Here is a 16077-nt window from a genome sequence, read left to right as displayed (position 1 = left end):
GCCTTTCCCCCCTTCCTCTCTTCACCCCCCCCCCCCCCCCCCCCCCAAAAAACAACCCCCCCCCCCCCCCCCCCCCCAACACCCCCCCCCCCCCCGGGGCCGTGGCTGCTCGTACAGCGGCCGACTCCCCAGGTGGGGAGTGAACGCGACAGCCCCAGGGATTAGGGCCCCGGGGCTGTCCAGGACCTGACTCGGAGGACCTGATGCAGCAAAGCATGACACGCACCGCACCGCAGCCGCGGGCCGGGATCATCGACGACATCGAGCGCGAGGACGACTCCAAGGGCTACGAGCCCGAGGAAGCCGCCCGCATCGACGTCGCCCTGGTCCTCGCCCTCATCGCCGCGCCGGTGCTGGCCGGTTGGGAGGTGGCGGCGTGATCCTCAGCCTCACCGACGCCGAACGCGAGGAGCTCTCGCAGAAGAACAGGGAGCAGAACAAGCGGTCGGAGGCGAACCGCCGATGAGCGCCCGGCCGACCGACGACCTGTTCGTCCGCTACATGAAGGCGTTCGAGGACTCCACCAAGCACACCGTCGACTGCCCGGACTGCCAGGGCGGGGCGCCGTGCGCGGAGGGAGCGCCGGTCCACGGCCGGTTCGCCCGCCTCCAGGACGCCTACAACGACCGCCAGTCCAGGTAGCAGCGCTGATCCCCGGCCCTGCCCGTCGTCCCCGCGCCTTCCCGGCCGGGGCCGGCGGAGAGCGCCGGGAGTTTCCCGCCCGCTCCGGCCGTCCGGCCGCCACAACATGCAACAGCCCCGGGGTGGCCGCCCCGGGGCTGTCTCTCGCTCTGGACCTTCTGGGAGGCCCTGATGAACCGCTCCATCGTACGCACCGGCTACGCCCCCTCCGCCGACCTGCCGGTCAACACCGACTGGCGCGGCCGCGGCGCCTGCGCGCAGGAAGACCCCGAGCTGTTCTTCCCGATCGGGACCACCGGCCCGGCGCTGCTCCAGATCGAGGAGGCCAAGGCGGTCTGCCGTCGCTGCCCCGTGGTGGAGACCTGCCTGCAGTGGGCGCTGGAGATGGGAGAGGACGCCGGGGTCTGGGGTGGCCTCAGCGAGGACGAGCGCCGCTCCATGAAGCGCCGCGCCGCCCGCCAGCGGGCCCGCAACGCCTCCTGATCCGGTCTGGCGGCTGCCTGATCCGCCCGCACCGGCCGTCGTACATCGGCGGCCGGGACGGGCGGTGACGGGGAGCCGGACAGCCCGGACCGACAGCCGAGGGAGGCTCATGGCCACGACGATGACCCCGCTCCAGCCCGGCACGGAAGCCGCCGCCCAGGCCGCCGCTTTCGCGATCTTCGGCAGCGACATCCCGCCGGTCGACCCGGACGACTACGACGGCAGCTGGCGCACCACCCTCCACGTCATCGCGGAGGAGTGGGTGGGCGAGGGCCGCTTCGAGCGGCACGCCGTCCGCACCGCGACCGCGCTCAACGAGTTGTTCGCCACGCAGCGGCTGTTCGGCGTCGGCTCGCCCGAGGAGCGCGCCGCCGCCACCGGGCTCCAGCCGCTGATCGACCGGTGCCGTCACTTCGGCATCACCGCCGCCGATCTGCGCCGGGCGGGCGCGCAGTTCCCCGAGGACTGACTTCGCGCCCGCCCGGCGGGAGCCGCACCCAGTTTCGCGCCCGCCCCGTGACGCTTCACGAGACCGGCCGCCCGCCCCCCGGGCCGCCGGCCTTTTCGTGCGCGCCGAGCGGGTAGAGCCGGTGTCTGCTTCGCCAGCAACCATCCGCACCGACCGCCGCTTCGGGAACGCGCCGCCGCGTTTCGGGTGCGGCCCCCGCTGTTTCGCGCACGCCCTGAACGACCCCCTCCGGAGGCACGCATGACCCTCACCGACTGGCCGCATACCGCAGCCGGGCCCGACCCCGAGACGGCGTCACCGGCCGCCGTTTCGGGAACGCCGACGCCGGTTCCGCGGACGCCCGGCCCCCTTTCGGATGCGCCGGAGTTCGTTTCGGGGGCGGAAAGCGGAACCGGAACGAACCCCTCCCCGGCGAAGCTGACCGGCACCCAGAAGTGGACGGCCGGAGCGATCGTCGCCGCCGCGCTCGCCCTCGCGGGCATCGGCCTGTACCTGTCCTTCGAGCACGTTGCCCAGTTCGCCCACGAGAAGCTGCGCTTCGGCTCGCTGGGCAAGGGCCAGCTGTTCGCGGTCGGCGTCGACGTCGGCATCATGGTGATGATCGCGGTCGACCTGCTGATGGCCTGGCTCAAGCGCCCCATCAGCTGGATCCGCTATCCCGTCTGGCTGCTGACCGCCGCCACCGTCGTCCTCAACGCCGCGTCCGGCGCCCCGGCAGGGGCCTGGCAGCTGCTGGACTACGTGGCCGCCGGCGCCCACGGCGTCGTACCGGTCCTGTTCATCACGGTGGTGGAGCTGGGCCGCGACGCGATCGACCGCGTGGTCCGCCCCGACCAGGCCGAACGTGACTCGATCCCGTGGCTGCGCTGGGTCCTCGCCCCAGTCGCGACCGCCCGGATCTTCCGCCGGATGCGGCTGTGGGGCGTCACCTCCTACCCGGAGATGATCCGCCGGGACCAGGAGCTCATCGCCTACGAGCAGTGGCTCAAGCGCAAGTACGACGGTGACATCTCCCAGGCCACCGAGGACGAGTTGCTGCCGATGAAGATGGCCCCCTACGGCTACACCGTCGCCCAGGCCCTGGCCATGCCCGACCAGCAGGAACAGGCAGCCCAGGAACGCGCGGAGGAAGCCGAGCGCCGCCGCCTGAACGCGGAGACCCGCAGCGAGGTCGCCAAGGCCGAGTCCGAGGCGGAACGCCTGCGCGCCAAGGGCAGGGTCGAGGCGGTCCGCGCGGAGGTCGACGGCCAGACCGGCCAGGCCCGCGCGCACGCCCGCGCCCAGATCAGCGCTGCGGAGCGGGCCGCCGAGCTGGAGCAGCAGGCTCTGGACAACGCGGTGGTCGCCGAAGCCCGCGCCCGTCAGGCGGAGGCGGCACGCAAGGAGGCCGAGGAGCGTAAGGCGCAGGCCGCCGCCGACCTGGAGCGGGCCGGCCTGGAGCGTCGGGCCGCCGAGCAGCGCAAGGCGGCGGCCGAGGCGGACAAGGTCGCGGCGGCAGAGGCCGGTGCGATCGAGACTCAGCGGATCGCCGAGGCACGTCGGGCGAAGGCCGCCGCCGACCTGGAGGCAGCGGAGCTGGAGCGGCAGGCAGCCCAGAAGCGGAAGGAAGCGGCGGAGGCTGACCGGGTCGCCGCGGCGGAGGCACAGGCGATCGAGACCCGGACCATCGCCGAAGCCCGCCAGGCCGCTGCCGAAGCCGACCGGCGTGCTGCCGAAACCGAGCGGGCCGCTGCCGAAACACGGCGGGCCGCTGCCGAAGCCGACCGCAAGAAGGCGGAGGAGGACCGCAAGAAGGCGGCCGCTCTCGCCGAGAGTGCGCTCGCCCAGAAGGCCGCCGCCGAGGCCGAGAAGGCCGCCGCCGAGACGCGGCGGGCCGCAGCCGAAATCGAGCGGCGCGCGGTCGAAGCCGAGGACGCCGCGAAGCTCTCCCGGCGCGAGCGGGCGGTCCGCAAGGTCGCCCGGATGATCCTCGGGACCGCGGCCGGCGACCCCGGCCAGCTTCCGCTCGCCGACATCCAGCGCGAGCTCGAAGTCTCGCCCGGCACCGCCTCCGAGTACCGCCAGGAGGCCGCCGAGCTGCTCGTCGGCGGCTACCGCCCCGAGTGACCCGCCCATCCGACACCGACTGAGGAGTGCACATGCCCGTCTGGCTGTACGTGGTCAGCGCCCTGACCGTGGCCTTCACCGTCCTGGCGATCCCCGCGATGCTCGCCTACCTCGGCCACGGGTGGACCGGCCCGGACCACGGCCCGGACTGCTGGCGGTGCCACCCGTCCCAGCTGCTGCGCAAGCGGCGCTCCTGACCAGCCGTCCGGCACACACCAGTGAGGGCCAGCCCGCGGGATTCGGGCTGGCCCTCGCTGCGACTGCCGGAAGCAGTCAACCCCACCAGTACACCAGCCCCCCGAGCCGGTGCCGACCCCATCGCACAACCCGAGAAGGAGTAGCCCCCATGAGCGACGAGAAGCAGCAGCGCAGGGGAGTGTGGACGCCCGACCTGCTCGCGGAAGGCCCCGAGAAGCGGCGGGTGTTCATCGAGCAGCGCAGGCAGTACCTCGCCCCCCTGCTGGCGGAGTCGAAGGCCCTGCTCGCCGAGATCGAGGCCGACTTGAACGAGGCCGACAAGCTGCCCGGTGACCTGCCGTTCCAGGCGAAGCTGCGGGCGAAGCACACGGTCCGGCCGCTCGCGAAGGTCGTCGCGGACCTCGAGGACGTGATCGTCCAGCTCACCGCGTACAGCGCCCGGTACCGGCGCAGCTACGAGGAACTGCCGGAGAAGCGGGCCGAGAAGGAGGCCGAGCGGCAGCGTCTGAAGGAGCTGAAGGCCGGTGGCGGGCAGCGGCAGATCGAGGCGCCCGAGCCGAAAGCGGAACCCGCTGCGGACCCGAACCCGTTCTTCGCGCACCTCAACAAGGGCGCGTGATGCCGGGCAAGGACCCCGCGCGGTCGAAGCGCCTCACCTACGAGCTGTGGTCGCCCCGGATCAACGGGGCGGCCACCCCTCGGGACCGGGTCGTCGTCCTCGTCGACGCGGCTCGGGCGCACCTTCCCGACGACGATCCGATGTGGGCGGCGCTGGCCGAGCAGCTCGGCAAGTACCTGAAGGAGAAGGGCTTCGGCTCGTAACTCTCCGCGTTCAAAATCAACGTTCAAATCAAGGAATCCGGCCGCTCCGGCTGTCGCCACACGCGCGCGTCACGCGCGCGCGTACGCGAGATGAGCGGTTACGTCAAGTGAGGACGAAAAGATGACCGACGACGGTCAGGGCGCGGACGTCATCACGCTCCCCATGCTCAATCTGGCACCCCCCGGCGCCACCGCCGGCGGGGCTCCCGACGACGATGTTCCGCCCCCGCCGGAGGCCGGTGACCTGGCCCCGCCGCCCGACTTCTTCCTGCCGTTCCTGACCCCCGGAGACGACGACGATCCGAGCACCGTCGACCCGGACGACATCGCCCCGCAGATGGTCGCCAACGCCTCAAGCGGAACCGGAACACCGGCCCGCGCGACGGCCTCCATGGCCATGGTCACGATGGCGGCAATCGCCGTCGCAGCCCTGCGCGGCACCTGGTCGGTGGCGAACTACCTGAAGGCACGGCGCGAGCACCATGACGCCGTCGCCGACAAGGCACGCGAGGCGGCCGACAAGCAGAAGGTCACCAACGCGGCGAAGAAGGGCGTGCAGTCCGGGCCCGAGTTCGGACGCAGCGCGACCGGCAAGGGCGGCGGCGGCCGCTCGGGCGGGCCCGGCACCAGCGGCGGCTTGGGGCGCGGCACCTTCGGGCAGCAACGCGGCACCTTCGGGCCGCAGCAGAAGCCGTCACCGAAGAGTGGCGGCCGGGGCAACACCGCCAACGGCTCCACCGGGGTCGGCGGCCGCGGCACGGGCTCGGGAACGGGGCCGAAGGGACCGAAGAACGGGGCCGCCGGCAGCGGCTCACGCACCTCGGGGCCGGGTTCGGGGTCGCGCACCTCGGGGTCGGGCTCATCGGGCAAAGGCTCGAAGGGCGCGGCCGGAGGCGGCACCGGATCGTCCGGCTCGGGCTCGGGGGGATCGGGCAAGGGCTCACCGAGCGGGGCGAAGAAGTCCCCGGGCACGCTCGGGAAGCTGGCGACCGGGCGGCAGCAGCGCAAGAACGACGAAGCGAAGGCTCAGCGCCAGGCCGCGGCCGATCATCGCAAGGCCGACCTGGCCGACCGCGCGGCGGCCCGGAAGGAAGCGGCAGCCGAGGCCGCCGACCGGCGCAAGCGCAGGGCTGAGAAGCGGAAGGCGAAGCGCGAGCGTGAGAAGGCCGGCGGCACCGGCCCGACGGACTCGAAGGACCAGAAGGACCAGAAGGACCCGAAGGAGACCGGCAAGGACAAGGCCGACGAGAAGGTCGACCTGACGAAGGAGCCCAAGACCGGTGACGGCACGGAGGGGAAGAAGGAAGACGACGAGAAGGTCGACCTGACCAAGAAGCCCAAGTCCGGTAGCTCGAAGGGCAGGGCGAAGAAGACGCCGAAGCCGCCCCGGAAGAAGAAGCCGCGCATCTGGCGGTGGAAGTGGAAGGGGAGCGCGACGGGCCCGAAGACGCGCGGGCGGCGCAGGAAGGACCGCAGCACCAGCGGCCCCGGATCGATGCCCGGCGGTGACGGCGAGTGGCTGCGCCCCCCGCCCGGCTGGGACGTCAGCTACAAGGTCGACGGCCTCGAGGTCATCCGGCCCGAGCCGCGGCGACGTCAGCCCGCCGGAATCACCACAGGGCGCAGGGAGCTGCCCGCCGGGTCATCCGGTCAGGTCACGCCCACCCGATCCGTACCGAAAGAGAGCCCGATCGTCATGGGTACAGCCGTTTCCGTCGGCGAGGTCGGAGACACCCAGTTCGTCGACGCCGAACTGACCGTCTACGACCTGATCGAGTCCGACGAAGAGATGGGCGAGCAGATCCTCCGGGGCGTCGAGCACATGAATCTGGTCGCCGCGAAGTGTGAGGGCCTGAAGGCCGGGCTCGAAAACCTCTACGCGATGTGCATCAACAAGAAGGTGCCCGGCGTCCTCGTGAAGTGGTGCATCCGCCTCATGGAGCGCGCCGGGAGCGTCCAGGACAAGGCCGAGGCGCTGCGCGACTCCCTGCCGCGCGCGTCCGAGGCGATCCTGTCGGCGCGCGACACCGCCATCGAGGCCGACAAGCTGCGCGCCGACCGGGTCAAGGAAGCCGGGCACGTCGCCCCGGCTGAGCGCGAGTACCACGACCGAAGCGGAGCCTGACCATGAGCGAATCCGAGAGCGGCGGCGCGATCGAACCGACGAGCGTCCAGACCGGCGCGGAGGTCGCCGCAGCCGGTGCGTCCGACCTGCCGGCCTCCGGCGAGGGGATGGACGCCCCGGCCGATGTGCCTGCCGAGCGCAGCGGCCGCATCGTCGACGTCATCGCGGACGCGCTGACGTTCATGCTCGTCATCGCACGGCTCGGGATCGCGGCGACCGCAATGCGGCTGCTCTCCCAGGCCGTGAACGGCGCGTACTCCTACGTCGAGGACTGCGCGCAAACCGTCGACGGGCTCTCCGACCTCGCCGCGACCCTGGCCGTCGACGACTCGGTGACCTCCGCGCACCATGACGCGGCGGCCACGATGCGTGCGTCCCTCGAACTCGCCGACGCGCTGTCCGCTGAGGCGGCGGAGATGGCGACCGAGTTCGACAACGCGGCCCGTGACCACGAGAGCGACTACGGCGACGTCAACGAGGCGATGCAGGCCGGTCCGTACGACGTCGCCGAACGCGAGTGGTACAGCAACCGCTGATCCCATCCATCCCGAAGGCGCCGGTCCCTGCACGAGGGGCCGGCGCCTTCCGCACACCGGAAAGGAGTGCCGGCGATGCCGCTGCGCACGTACATCCAGACCACCCGCCGCGCCGGTTCGGTCGTCATCAGCGGCGTCGGCCGGCTCGCGACCCTCGCGGGCGGCGGCGCCATGGCGGCGGGACTGTTCACCGACGCCGGCACCCTGCCCGCGATCCTCACCACGATCGCGGCCGGGCTGGGCGGGGCGTTCCTCTCCCCCCGCTTCCAGCTCGCCCACCCGATGAAGAAGCCGATCGTCTTCACGATCTACCTGGCACCGCACACCCTGCTCGTCTCCAACCTCGTCACCGAGCTGGTGTGGGACGCGACCGAGGGCCGCCTGGTCCAGGGCGGCGTCGCCGCGCTGTGGACGGCCGGAGTGTGGTGGCTGCGTCCCGGGCAGCTCGCCAAGCGGGTCGCGAAGTGGCCCGAGCCCGCCGTGGAGGCCGACGACACCGAAGGCGACCAGGAGGACGCCGCGGGCGCTGAGGTCGAGGTCGCCGTCGACCTGCCCGATGACCCGGCGGGCCGCTGGTGGGCCCTGAACGCCGCGAAGAAGGACGGCGTCGCTGAGGGCACGCGCGTGATCGCCGTGCGGCCGATCGAGGACCGCCGCCGCGTCGCCGTCGCGCTCACCGCGATCGAGAAGGGCGAGCCCGTACCCGACATCAAGATCAAGCGCCTGTCGGCCCTGATGAACGTGCCCGAGCAACTGCTCGAGATCGAACCGATCCCGGGGCACGGCGCCGGATTCGCGATGCTGCTGATCGGCCCCAAGCCCGAGGCGGCCCCGGCCGCCGACGAGGACGTGTGGGTGGAGATCGGCCGATCCGCGCTGCCCGGTGTGACCCTCACCGAGATCAATGAGTACGACATGTCGAAGGAGCTGAGCCCGTGACGCCGGCCGACCTCGCGAAGCAGGACGTCGACGAGAAGAAGGTGATGCGCGAGTACATGCTGCGCACCCGGCCGGGCGGCGTGAAGGGCGCCGACCACAAGGCCCTGTGCGACCTCCTGGACGTCGACGACCCCTCACGCGTGATCTTCGAGCAGGGCAGCGGCCGCGAGGCCGTCGTCCGGGTCTTCCCCGTGAACCCGCTCGCCAAGATGCGGGCCATCACCCTCGAAGACCTTCAGATGGATGAGGACGGCTGCATCCATATCGGCTCGTACTACGACGGCGAGCCGCTGCGGATGCGGATTCACGACCCCGAGACCGGCAACGCCCAGCGCATCATCATCTTCGGCACGACCGGTGCCGGTAAGAGCCGCGCCCTCCAGGCGTTCCTCGCCGCGTGCAAGCGCAACGGGGTCGTCGTGCACCTCGCCGACCTCAAGGGCGGGCAGTCCGTACCCGAGGCGAAGGGCAACGTCGCCACGCACGTGCGGACGATGAAAGAGGCGATGGGCCTGCTGCGGGCCGCCGTCGCGAAGGCCGAGGAGCGCTTCAACCGGTACGCCGATATGGGCCGCTCGGGCTTCCTGATCAACAACCCGGACCCGCTTGAGTACGTCGTCATCGACGAAGCCAACCGCCTGCTGGAGAAGGGCAGCCCGTTCCGGGCCGAAGCGGCCAAGCTGATCAAGGAGATCGGCCGGACCGGGCGCAGCGTCGGGGTCGGCATCGTGCTCGCCGCGCAGGCCGGCCACCTGGACGAGCTCGGTGGCAGCGACACCCTGCGAGCCATGCTGAAGGAGGGGGAGGTCATCCTCCTTCGGTGGAGCTCGCAGATGATGGCCTCGCTCGTGGCCGACGGCCTGCTGCCGATCGGCGAGAACCTCCAGCCCATCCCGAAGATCCTCGGACGCACCCGCCGTATCCAGCGCTGGGGAACGCCCGTCGACCGCAGCAAGGAGAAGCCGAACAGCCAGGGCATGTGCTACCACCTGACGTCGGCCCGGCCGACGTCGATGGCACGCTTCTTCCTGGTCGGCTCCCTGTCACCGCACGAGGGGTACGACCCGGTCATCCGGCAGCTCTACGGCTCCGCGCCGCCTCCGGGCGAACCCCTGAAGCTGATCTTCCCGCCGCCCAAGGACGGCACGGCAGGCCAGGCGGCGGCAGAAGACAGCGACGACCTGGAGTACGGCGAGGGCGACGAAGGCGAGGCCCAATCGCTGCCGCCGATGCCCCGGACGCTCAAGGAGCGGATCCTCTCGGCACTGGAGGCCGGCCCTCTATCCGAGGCAGACCTTCGCGCGGCCCTCGATGAGGACGGCGGGAAGGAAGCCAAGCTCGGCTCCGTGCGCACCACCATCAGCACCCTGCGAGGCGAGGACAAGATCGCCCCGAAGGACGCATCCGGCCTGATCCGCCTCGTCACGTGATCTACCGGCGCCCCGGGACCGACCCCGGGGCGCCCCCAGTCCACCCCCTGCGCCCTCCCCGCCGCCACGGCCGGGAGGGCGCCCCGCATCGCCGTCATCTACACCGACCTTCCCGAAGGAGCCCCCACCGTGGCGCTGACCGTCTCCCTTGTTGTCCTCGCCGGAATCACCGTGCTGATCCTGCTCCGCACCGGCTACCTGCGTCTCTGGCCCGCCCTCGCCGCCGTCCTGTTCGGCTTCACCCTCGCCTCCACCGGCATCGCCCCCGCCGTCACCAGCTTCATCAGCAGCATCACCGGAATGCTCAGCAGTATCGGCTGAACCGCCCCGCCCCCTCCCCTCGCGCCCTCCCCGCCATCACGGCCGGGAGGGCGCCTCGCATCTGCCCGAATGGAGAACACAGTGGACTCCGAGCGCATCACCCGTCCGATGACCGACGCCGAAGCCAAGGCCGAAGCCCAGCGGATCATCGAAGAGAACTTCCGCCCCGAGGTGCCCGTCGTGCCGCACATCCCGACGTCGTTCCGCGACGACAGGCCGCTGCCCGCGTACGGCGACACCCCGCCCGTCCATCAGGACGACAAGCGGATCGTGCCCGCCTGGGCGGCCGGGACCGCCGTCGCGAGCATCGGCGTGGGCGCCGGCATCACCGGCATTGGCTGCGGTGCCTGGTTGATCCTCCAGGGCCTGGCCTCCATCACGCTCTACGGCGTCCTCATAGTGACCCTCCCCTTCGCGGGCGCCGCGATGGTCGCCACCGCAATCGGCGGCGCAATCAGCAAGGCGCGCAGCGCGGTCACCAAGACCGTGTACGAGGGACCGGTCACCCAGAACACACAGATCAACAACACCAGCCACCAGCGCGGGATGTTCTCCCGCACCCGCAACGACGTCCGCTGAACTCCGGACGCCCTGCCTCGCACCCGACACCCAGCCTCGAGCCGGGCTCGGGTGCGGGACAGGCCCTCCGGCCTTGCGGCGAGTCACAGCCGACCCCGTCGCCGCCGTGGTCATCGACTCCGGCCCCAGGGGCTGCCTGCCGACCCGCAGCCGCTGCCTCCAGGCCCGCCGCTCACCGCGTGGCCTACTCGCACATTCCGTGCCCACCCCGCCAACACCCTGGAGTTGCCCCGTGCAGTCCAACGACCACACCCACGGCCAGAACCGCCAGGAGCTCACCTACCTCCCCGTGCCCTTCCCGAAGGCACCGCCCAAGGAGTCGCGGTTCGCCGCGCTGCGCGCCTGGTGGGACACCGCGTGGGAACAGGATGGCGTCCTGCACAACATGTGGGAGGACGTACTCAGCGCCCACGACGCCGGTCTCCGGCACATGGCCCCCTGGATCCGCGCCGTCCTGATGACGGCCGGGATCAGCTTCGTCGTGCTGATGGCCAAGGCCGCCGGCGAAATCATGCTCCAGCAGCTGCACCAGCTGCTCACCGCCGTGCCCAAGGTGCAGGTCGGCGTCGACACCTCCAGCGGCGTCGCCGCCGTCTTCGACCAGCCGGTCCGTACCTACATCGCGCAGCACTCCGCCGGTCTCCCGGTCGCGGCCTCCACCGTCTACACGCTGTGGCTGCTCACCGGCATCACCGCCCTGGTCCTCGGCGTCCTCACCCGGAGCGTTGCGATTCGCGCGGCGTGGACCGGGTGGGGCGCGGCCAGCGTGTTCATGGTCTGGACAGCCACCCCGCAGGCCAACCGCCCCGTCGCAGCCGGACTCGGCGTCCTCGCCTGGATGCTCCTCTCCGCGTTCGCGCTGCGCGGCCTGACCCTGCGCCGCCGCGTCGTCGTGGGACGCCCGGCCCAGATCACCGTCCGGCCCGAAATCCATATCCCGGCCCCGGCCGCGCCCGCCGACGACCGTCCGCACAGCGGCTGCCCCCTCCAGGACTGACCTCCGGTCGCTCCGCCTGGCTCTCGCCCACCCCCTCCCGGGTGCGCGAGAGCCGGACAGGCCGACCGGCCGCCAGCACCACCCTGACGACGATGAAGGAGGCCTCGTGGCCGCGAACGTCCACTACGTCAGCGACAGCAACCCGGTCCACGTCACGCACGCCGAGTGGTACCGGGTCTCGCTGACCGGGGTCCTGACCCCGCAGCACAAACACTTCCAGCAGATGCAGTCGATCTTCCAGCCCCAGCACCGCCGCCCCGGGTACGGGCTGGCGTTCCTGGAGAGCGAGGAGCACTCCCGCCTGTACGTCGGCTCGATCGAGCAGATCACCGCGTACAACAGCGACCCGTCCACGGGCCTCGACGTCTCGCAGGGGCAGACCTACGACCACTGGCCGCACACCGACGGATGGGACTCGTTCATCCCGGACACCACGTGGACCCCCGACGGGCGAGGCGTCGTGACGACCTTCGAGCACCCCGAGGGCGGCGAGGTCCTGGTCTACGAGTTCCACGGGTCCTGGCTCCCCGGCAGGCCCAAGCGGAAGTTGGTCACGTTCCACTGCACGCACTGCCACGCGGACACCTTCCACGACTCGGGGAAGGTCCTGGACAACCGTGGCCCGCAGGACCGCCGGTGGGCCGCGCGGCAGGCCCGGCAGCACATCCGCAGCGCCCAGCGGCACGGCGTCGGCGGCCCCACCAGCGAGTGCCGCAAGGCCGACCCGAGCATGATGCGCGTCGTCACGCAGGTCGCGAACGAGCTGTACAGGGTGAACCGCCCGGTCACGTCGTTCGAGTCGATGTGCGCCACCAGCGGGCCGTGCGCCACGATCCGCGAACTCAAGGCGCTCCAGGCGGCACGCACCTGACCGTCCCACCGGCATCACCCCATCCCGGCCGCTCCGCCTGACTCCCGGCCCAGGACTGACCCGGACAGAGCCGGACCGACCACTTCGCACGCGCCCGCCGGCGAACACCGCCAGCGGGCGCGGCGCTTGCTGCCCACCGACATGTGACCGAGGAGGACCAGCTCGTGCTCATCCCCCGCCCGTGCCGCCGGATCGGCCGGCCCCGCCCGCAGCGCCCCGGCCCCCGCCACCCCCACCGTCCCGTCCGGCTCCCCGGCGCCTGGAGCAGGTGATGGCCGACCAGGACCAAGACCTGGCCGACGTCGACCCGTACGACCCCGGCGACGGCTCTCTGCCGGTTTTCCGGTGGAAGCAGGCCGGCCCCGGGCTCGCGACCCGCCGCCAGCTGCGGGAGATGGGCCTGCGCCCCGGCGGCCAGGAACCCGTCGCCCGGATCGAATGCCGTGGCGGGAAGCGGTGGGCGTGGCTGTACCGGATCGACCTGGCGAAGCCGAAAAGCCCGATGACCCTCGCGAAGGAAGCCGCGCTCGACAAGGCCATGGCAGCCCGCCAGACATGCGGCATCTGCCGTCGGCGCTACTTCCACTGCCTCCCGCTGAAGACCTTGGGGTCCTGCCTGGAGTGCTTCGACGGCACGCCCGCCGACCCCGCCTCCTACATCGCTCCCCCGGCCAAGCACCTGCTGGCCGCCTGATCCGAGAGGACCACCGCCCATGAGCACCGCTGTCCGCGCCTCCGCCTTCACCGAGCCCGAGCGGCCCAAGAACCTCCAGATCCGGTTCGTCACGATCGGCGGATCGTTCGTCGACGTCATCGGCCGCGGTGAGCACTTCAAGAACCGTTGGAAGTGCCACGGCTGCAAGGCCACCTCGCAGTTCCCGGAGGAGGACTACCTGTTCAGCATCCGCGAGAAGGCCAACAGCCACGCCGCCGCCTGCCGCGCCATCCCGCTGACGTGACCGCCCGCCACCGGCGCACCGCTCTGATGCTCGCCGGCGCCGTCCCGCTCGCCGCGGTGACGGCCGCCGCCGCGCTCAAGGCCGGCCACTGGCGGCTGTACGCCGACCGGCACCGCATCGAGCTGATGCCCTAGCCCCGCCGCTCTTGCCCCGACTGCCGAGGCGCGGGTGGCTGGTGGGTCGGCGGCTGGTGGGTCGGCGACGCGAACCCGGAGATGGAGGCGTGCGGCTGCTGGTCCGACCGCCGCACGCTACGCATCCCGCTCCGGCCCGCCCGCCGCGTCCAGCCATGGCCGGACGAACCCCCGTTCTGACCCCAGCACACCCGGCAATCCCAACCAGTACGAGAGGATCCTCGATGACCTTCTCCACCAGCCCGGACACCACATCCCCGACCTCGTGCGACCCGGGCAAAGCACTGGACGCGGCCTGCGTGGATGTCGAAGCGAAGATCAGCCGCACCGACAGCAAAGCGTCGCTGCTCTTAGCTTTCGACGGTGCGGTCCTCGCCGGGCTCGCCGGCGTCGCCGACACAGACCTGCCGCTGCCCGTCCAACTGGTCGGCGGTGCCGCCGTCCTCGCCCTCGCGGCCGCCGCCGTGCTGCTGCTCCTGGTCGTGCGCCCCAACCTCGGCGGCCGACGCCGCACCGTCCGGGAGGGTTTCCCGCTCTGGGCGCGGCTGACCGATGAAGCGCTACTCGCCGCGATGCGCGAGGACACCCGCATCACCCGCATCAGAGCACTGTCCGGCCTCGCCGTCACAAAGTTCCAGCGCCTGGCCCGCGCGGTCGACATCATCCTCGCTGCCCTCGCCCTCCTCCTGGCCGCCGCGATCCTCGCGGTCGCCGGATGAGCAGTCGGCTGTACGCGCTCGCCCTGATCCTCACCGCCGTGGCCGCCACCGCCACCCGGCACGCCCACCGCACCACCACCGACAAGGAGTAGCCGTGGCCCTCGCCCTGTTCTCCCGCCGCCCCGCCCCCGCGCCCGTCATGCCGCCGGCCGTCGAGCCCGAGCCATGGCCCGAGACCGGAGAGACCTGGACACCGGAAGGCGTCACCGTTGTCGAGCGGTACTACACCCAGGCGCACGCGGTCGTCCTCGTCTACACCGCCGACGACGGGAAGGCCGGCATCTACTACGCGGTCGCCTGCCTCGGCTGCCACTTCGCCTCCGCGCAGGACGGGACGCGCATCCACCCGACGCGCTACAGCCTCGCGGACGCCGCGAAGGTCGCCAACGAGCACGCCACGACCTGCCGTGCGCTGCCCCGCGACCTCCCCGCCCGCCCGGACGACGCCACCGCGCGCGAGCAGCTGCACGCCTGGGTGCGCCGCACCCGTTGCAGCAAGGACGACGTCCAGCTGTGGCTCTCCGACCTGGACCTAATGCGCCTCACCATCCAGCGCACTACCGACTGGATCGTGGGCGTGCTCCAGCAGCTGGCCATCGATCAGCCGGAAGTTCTGCGCATCAAGCGCAGCCAGTACGCCGACCACACCTTCGTCTCCTACTACGCACGCCGCCTCCCGCAGGACTGACCGGCGTTCTCCGTGCGCCCCCGGCCGCCGCCCCTTCCCGGCGGCCGGGGGCGCGTGGTGTCCGCCCGGTCACCCGGACCAGGCGATGGAACCCCCCCGGAGGTCACCGTGCCCCTCACCCGCCGCTCTCTGATGGACGCTGCCGCCGCGTGCTTCGGCTGGCGCCGCGCATACGGCGACACCACCGAGGTCGACGTGCTGCTCACCGAGCAGTCCGAGACCGCCTACCGCCAGGCCGCCGACCACGCCGCCCTGGCCACCGAGAAGAACACCACCACCCTGGCCGTGCAGCCCGGCGTCCTCGATGTCCGCGGCCGCCTCCTCGCCGATGTCCTCTTCCTGGAGGGCGTTCTGGCCGGCGCCCGCGCCCGCGGCCTGGCCCCGGAGCTCATCGCGCGCCTGGAGGACGCCGTCAGCCACGGCCACGAGCTGACCGTGCTGCTCGCCGACACCGTCCGGGCCACCGCCACCGCACACACCAGCGGCGACTGAAAGCACCGAGGACACCCGGTCCGGGCGGGCTGGCCACCGGCGTGAAGCCGCAGGCCGAGACAGCCGGCCATCCGCTCCGCCCCTTCTGCCACGGGCGCCCCCGCCCCCCAGCCACATGATCCCGGGGGCAGGGCCCCGCCGGGGTGGCCGCGCATCGGCAAAGGGCCGGCCACCCCGCCATCTCACCTTCTTCGAGATCAGGAGACCTCCAGCATGCATCGTCCCGCCGTCTTCGCCGCTCTGCTCGGACTGACCCGCGCCGCCAGCGCGGTCGGAGACTTCTGGGTCCAGACCGACTTCTGCGCCCGTGTGAAGGGCGCCTCCGACGACCACCCGGTCACCTACGAGGACCCGGCCACCCACGAGAAGACCACCCACGGCACCGTCAACGGCCGCAAGGCGTGCCTGCACCACTGCCTCACCTACACGGCCACGCAGGCGATCGTCGCCGGGCTCGGGGCCCGCGCGCTCGGTATCCGGGTCCGCCCCGGCGGGGGGGGGGGGGGGGTGGCCCTTTGTTTCTTCGCGCAATGCCCCGCGAGCCACCGCGTGTCGTGGCACGGGGTT

The 16077-nt window shown here is 71.9% G+C and carries 23 protein-coding genes; all 23 read left to right on the top strand.

Features of this window, described 5'->3' with window-relative positions:
* Positions 1 to 215: 215 nt before the first annotated feature.
* Positions 216 to 380 carry a hypothetical protein gene (locus ACZ4W9_RS35285; RefSeq protein ID WP_467942634.1) on the top strand — a complete coding sequence of 55 codons (165 nt, stop codon included), beginning with the start codon at positions 216 to 218 and terminating at the stop codon, positions 378 to 380.
* An 82-nt stretch (positions 381 to 462) separates the two neighbouring features.
* On the top strand, positions 463 to 642 hold the full coding sequence (locus ACZ4W9_RS35280; RefSeq protein WP_467942632.1) for a hypothetical protein: 180 nt from the start codon (positions 463 to 465) through the stop codon (positions 640 to 642).
* A 171-nt stretch (positions 643 to 813) separates the two neighbouring features.
* Entirely contained in the window at positions 814 to 1125 is a 312-nt protein-coding gene (locus tag ACZ4W9_RS35275; protein ID WP_467942630.1) for a WhiB family transcriptional regulator, read from the top strand.
* A gap of 109 nt (positions 1126 to 1234) precedes the next feature.
* Positions 1235 to 1594 (top strand): hypothetical protein, encoded by a 360-nt coding sequence (locus ACZ4W9_RS35270; RefSeq protein ID WP_467942629.1) that lies wholly within the window; start codon positions 1235 to 1237, stop codon positions 1592 to 1594.
* A gap of 240 nt (positions 1595 to 1834) precedes the next feature.
* Complete coding sequence (locus ACZ4W9_RS35265; RefSeq protein ID WP_467942627.1) at positions 1835 to 3700, top strand: DUF2637 domain-containing protein; 1866 nt, start codon at positions 1835 to 1837, stop codon at positions 3698 to 3700.
* A gap of 32 nt (positions 3701 to 3732) precedes the next feature.
* Positions 3733 to 3897 (top strand): hypothetical protein, encoded by a 165-nt coding sequence (locus tag ACZ4W9_RS35260; RefSeq protein WP_467942626.1) that lies wholly within the window; start codon positions 3733 to 3735, stop codon positions 3895 to 3897.
* Positions 3898 to 4046: 149 nt separating this feature from the next.
* Positions 4047 to 4517 (top strand): hypothetical protein, encoded by a 471-nt coding sequence (locus tag ACZ4W9_RS35255; protein ID WP_268691837.1) that lies wholly within the window; start codon positions 4047 to 4049, stop codon positions 4515 to 4517.
* Entirely contained in the window at positions 4517 to 4720 is a 204-nt protein-coding gene (locus ACZ4W9_RS35250) for a hypothetical protein (RefSeq protein WP_467942625.1), read from the top strand. The genes ACZ4W9_RS35255 and ACZ4W9_RS35250 overlap by 1 nt, the downstream gene beginning before the upstream one ends.
* A gap of 121 nt (positions 4721 to 4841) precedes the next feature.
* Positions 4842 to 6845 (top strand): hypothetical protein, encoded by a 2004-nt coding sequence (locus tag ACZ4W9_RS35245; RefSeq protein ID WP_467942623.1) that lies wholly within the window; start codon positions 4842 to 4844, stop codon positions 6843 to 6845.
* 2 nt (positions 6846 to 6847) lie between these two features.
* On the top strand, positions 6848 to 7381 hold the full coding sequence (locus tag ACZ4W9_RS35240) for a hypothetical protein (protein ID WP_467942621.1): 534 nt from the start codon (positions 6848 to 6850) through the stop codon (positions 7379 to 7381).
* A 75-nt stretch (positions 7382 to 7456) separates the two neighbouring features.
* Positions 7457 to 8320, top strand: coding sequence for a hypothetical protein (locus ACZ4W9_RS35235; RefSeq protein WP_467942619.1), 864 nt, complete (start codon positions 7457 to 7459; stop codon positions 8318 to 8320).
* The gene (locus tag ACZ4W9_RS35230) at positions 8317 to 9750 is read left to right on the top strand and encodes a DEAD/DEAH box helicase family protein (protein ID WP_467942618.1); all 1434 of its coding nucleotides are present in this window, start codon (positions 8317 to 8319) and stop codon (positions 9748 to 9750) included. The genes ACZ4W9_RS35235 and ACZ4W9_RS35230 overlap by 4 nt, the downstream gene beginning before the upstream one ends.
* A gap of 129 nt (positions 9751 to 9879) precedes the next feature.
* Positions 9880 to 10071 carry a hypothetical protein gene (locus ACZ4W9_RS35225; RefSeq protein WP_467942616.1) on the top strand — a complete coding sequence of 64 codons (192 nt, stop codon included), beginning with the start codon at positions 9880 to 9882 and terminating at the stop codon, positions 10069 to 10071.
* A gap of 108 nt (positions 10072 to 10179) precedes the next feature.
* The gene (locus tag ACZ4W9_RS35220; RefSeq protein WP_467942614.1) at positions 10180 to 10650 is read left to right on the top strand and encodes a hypothetical protein; all 471 of its coding nucleotides are present in this window, start codon (positions 10180 to 10182) and stop codon (positions 10648 to 10650) included.
* A 232-nt stretch (positions 10651 to 10882) separates the two neighbouring features.
* Positions 10883 to 11647 carry a hypothetical protein gene (locus ACZ4W9_RS35215; RefSeq protein ID WP_467942612.1) on the top strand — a complete coding sequence of 255 codons (765 nt, stop codon included), beginning with the start codon at positions 10883 to 10885 and terminating at the stop codon, positions 11645 to 11647.
* A gap of 106 nt (positions 11648 to 11753) precedes the next feature.
* Positions 11754 to 12518, top strand: coding sequence for a hypothetical protein (locus tag ACZ4W9_RS35210; RefSeq protein ID WP_467942610.1), 765 nt, complete (start codon positions 11754 to 11756; stop codon positions 12516 to 12518).
* Between the two features lie 271 nt (positions 12519 to 12789).
* Positions 12790 to 13212: an RRQRL motif-containing zinc-binding protein gene (locus ACZ4W9_RS35205; RefSeq protein WP_467942609.1), complete on the top strand. Its 423-nt coding sequence runs from the start codon at positions 12790 to 12792 to the stop codon at positions 13210 to 13212.
* 19 nt (positions 13213 to 13231) lie between these two features.
* Positions 13232 to 13477 carry a hypothetical protein gene (locus ACZ4W9_RS35200; protein WP_467942607.1) on the top strand — a complete coding sequence of 82 codons (246 nt, stop codon included), beginning with the start codon at positions 13232 to 13234 and terminating at the stop codon, positions 13475 to 13477.
* Positions 13474 to 13611: a hypothetical protein gene (locus ACZ4W9_RS35195; protein ID WP_467942606.1), complete on the top strand. Its 138-nt coding sequence runs from the start codon at positions 13474 to 13476 to the stop codon at positions 13609 to 13611. The genes ACZ4W9_RS35200 and ACZ4W9_RS35195 overlap by 4 nt, the downstream gene beginning before the upstream one ends.
* Positions 13612 to 13835: 224 nt before the next feature.
* Positions 13836 to 14330, top strand: a complete 495-nt coding sequence (locus ACZ4W9_RS35190; RefSeq protein WP_467942604.1) for a Pycsar system effector family protein — start codon at positions 13836 to 13838, stop codon at positions 14328 to 14330.
* Between the two features lie 94 nt (positions 14331 to 14424).
* On the top strand, positions 14425 to 15018 hold the full coding sequence (locus ACZ4W9_RS35185) for a hypothetical protein (RefSeq protein WP_467942602.1): 594 nt from the start codon (positions 14425 to 14427) through the stop codon (positions 15016 to 15018).
* 108 nt (positions 15019 to 15126) lie between these two features.
* Positions 15127 to 15510 (top strand): hypothetical protein, encoded by a 384-nt coding sequence (locus ACZ4W9_RS35180; protein ID WP_467942600.1) that lies wholly within the window; start codon positions 15127 to 15129, stop codon positions 15508 to 15510.
* A gap of 213 nt (positions 15511 to 15723) precedes the next feature.
* Positions 15724 to 16077, top strand: a 354-nt coding sequence (locus tag ACZ4W9_RS35175; protein WP_467942598.1) for a hypothetical protein, incomplete at its 3' end; no start/stop codon positions are given.

It is taken from the genome of Streptomyces sp. NPDC029296, assembly GCF_055569255.1.
This window is presented reverse-complemented; position numbering and strand designations above follow the sequence as displayed.

Bases quoted from the DNA above. Each gene is read 5' to 3' on its own strand.
- ACZ4W9_RS35285 (WP_467942634.1), top strand. From the start codon at position 216: ATGACACGCACCGCACCGCAGCCGCGGGCCGGGATCATCGACGACATC.
- ACZ4W9_RS35280 (WP_467942632.1), top strand. From the start codon at position 463: ATGAGCGCCCGGCCGACCGACGACCTGTTCGTCCGCTACATGAAGGCG.
- ACZ4W9_RS35275 (WP_467942630.1), top strand. From the start codon at position 814: ATGAACCGCTCCATCGTACGCACCGGCTACGCCCCCTCCGCCGACCTG.
- ACZ4W9_RS35270 (WP_467942629.1), top strand. From the start codon at position 1,235: ATGGCCACGACGATGACCCCGCTCCAGCCCGGCACGGAAGCCGCCGCC.
- ACZ4W9_RS35265 (WP_467942627.1), top strand. From the start codon at position 1,835: ATGACCCTCACCGACTGGCCGCATACCGCAGCCGGGCCCGACCCCGAG.
- ACZ4W9_RS35260 (WP_467942626.1), top strand. From the start codon at position 3,733: ATGCCCGTCTGGCTGTACGTGGTCAGCGCCCTGACCGTGGCCTTCACC.
- ACZ4W9_RS35255 (WP_268691837.1), top strand. From the start codon at position 4,047: ATGAGCGACGAGAAGCAGCAGCGCAGGGGAGTGTGGACGCCCGACCTG.
- ACZ4W9_RS35250 (WP_467942625.1), top strand. From the start codon at position 4,517: ATGCCGGGCAAGGACCCCGCGCGGTCGAAGCGCCTCACCTACGAGCTG.
- ACZ4W9_RS35245 (WP_467942623.1), top strand. From the start codon at position 4,842: ATGACCGACGACGGTCAGGGCGCGGACGTCATCACGCTCCCCATGCTC.
- ACZ4W9_RS35240 (WP_467942621.1), top strand. From the start codon at position 6,848: ATGAGCGAATCCGAGAGCGGCGGCGCGATCGAACCGACGAGCGTCCAG.
- ACZ4W9_RS35235 (WP_467942619.1), top strand. From the start codon at position 7,457: ATGCCGCTGCGCACGTACATCCAGACCACCCGCCGCGCCGGTTCGGTC.
- ACZ4W9_RS35220 (WP_467942614.1), top strand. From the start codon at position 10,180: ATGACCGACGCCGAAGCCAAGGCCGAAGCCCAGCGGATCATCGAAGAG.
- ACZ4W9_RS35205 (WP_467942609.1), top strand. From the start codon at position 12,790: ATGGCCGACCAGGACCAAGACCTGGCCGACGTCGACCCGTACGACCCC.
- ACZ4W9_RS35200 (WP_467942607.1), top strand. From the start codon at position 13,232: ATGAGCACCGCTGTCCGCGCCTCCGCCTTCACCGAGCCCGAGCGGCCC.
- ACZ4W9_RS35190 (WP_467942604.1), top strand. From the start codon at position 13,836: ATGACCTTCTCCACCAGCCCGGACACCACATCCCCGACCTCGTGCGAC.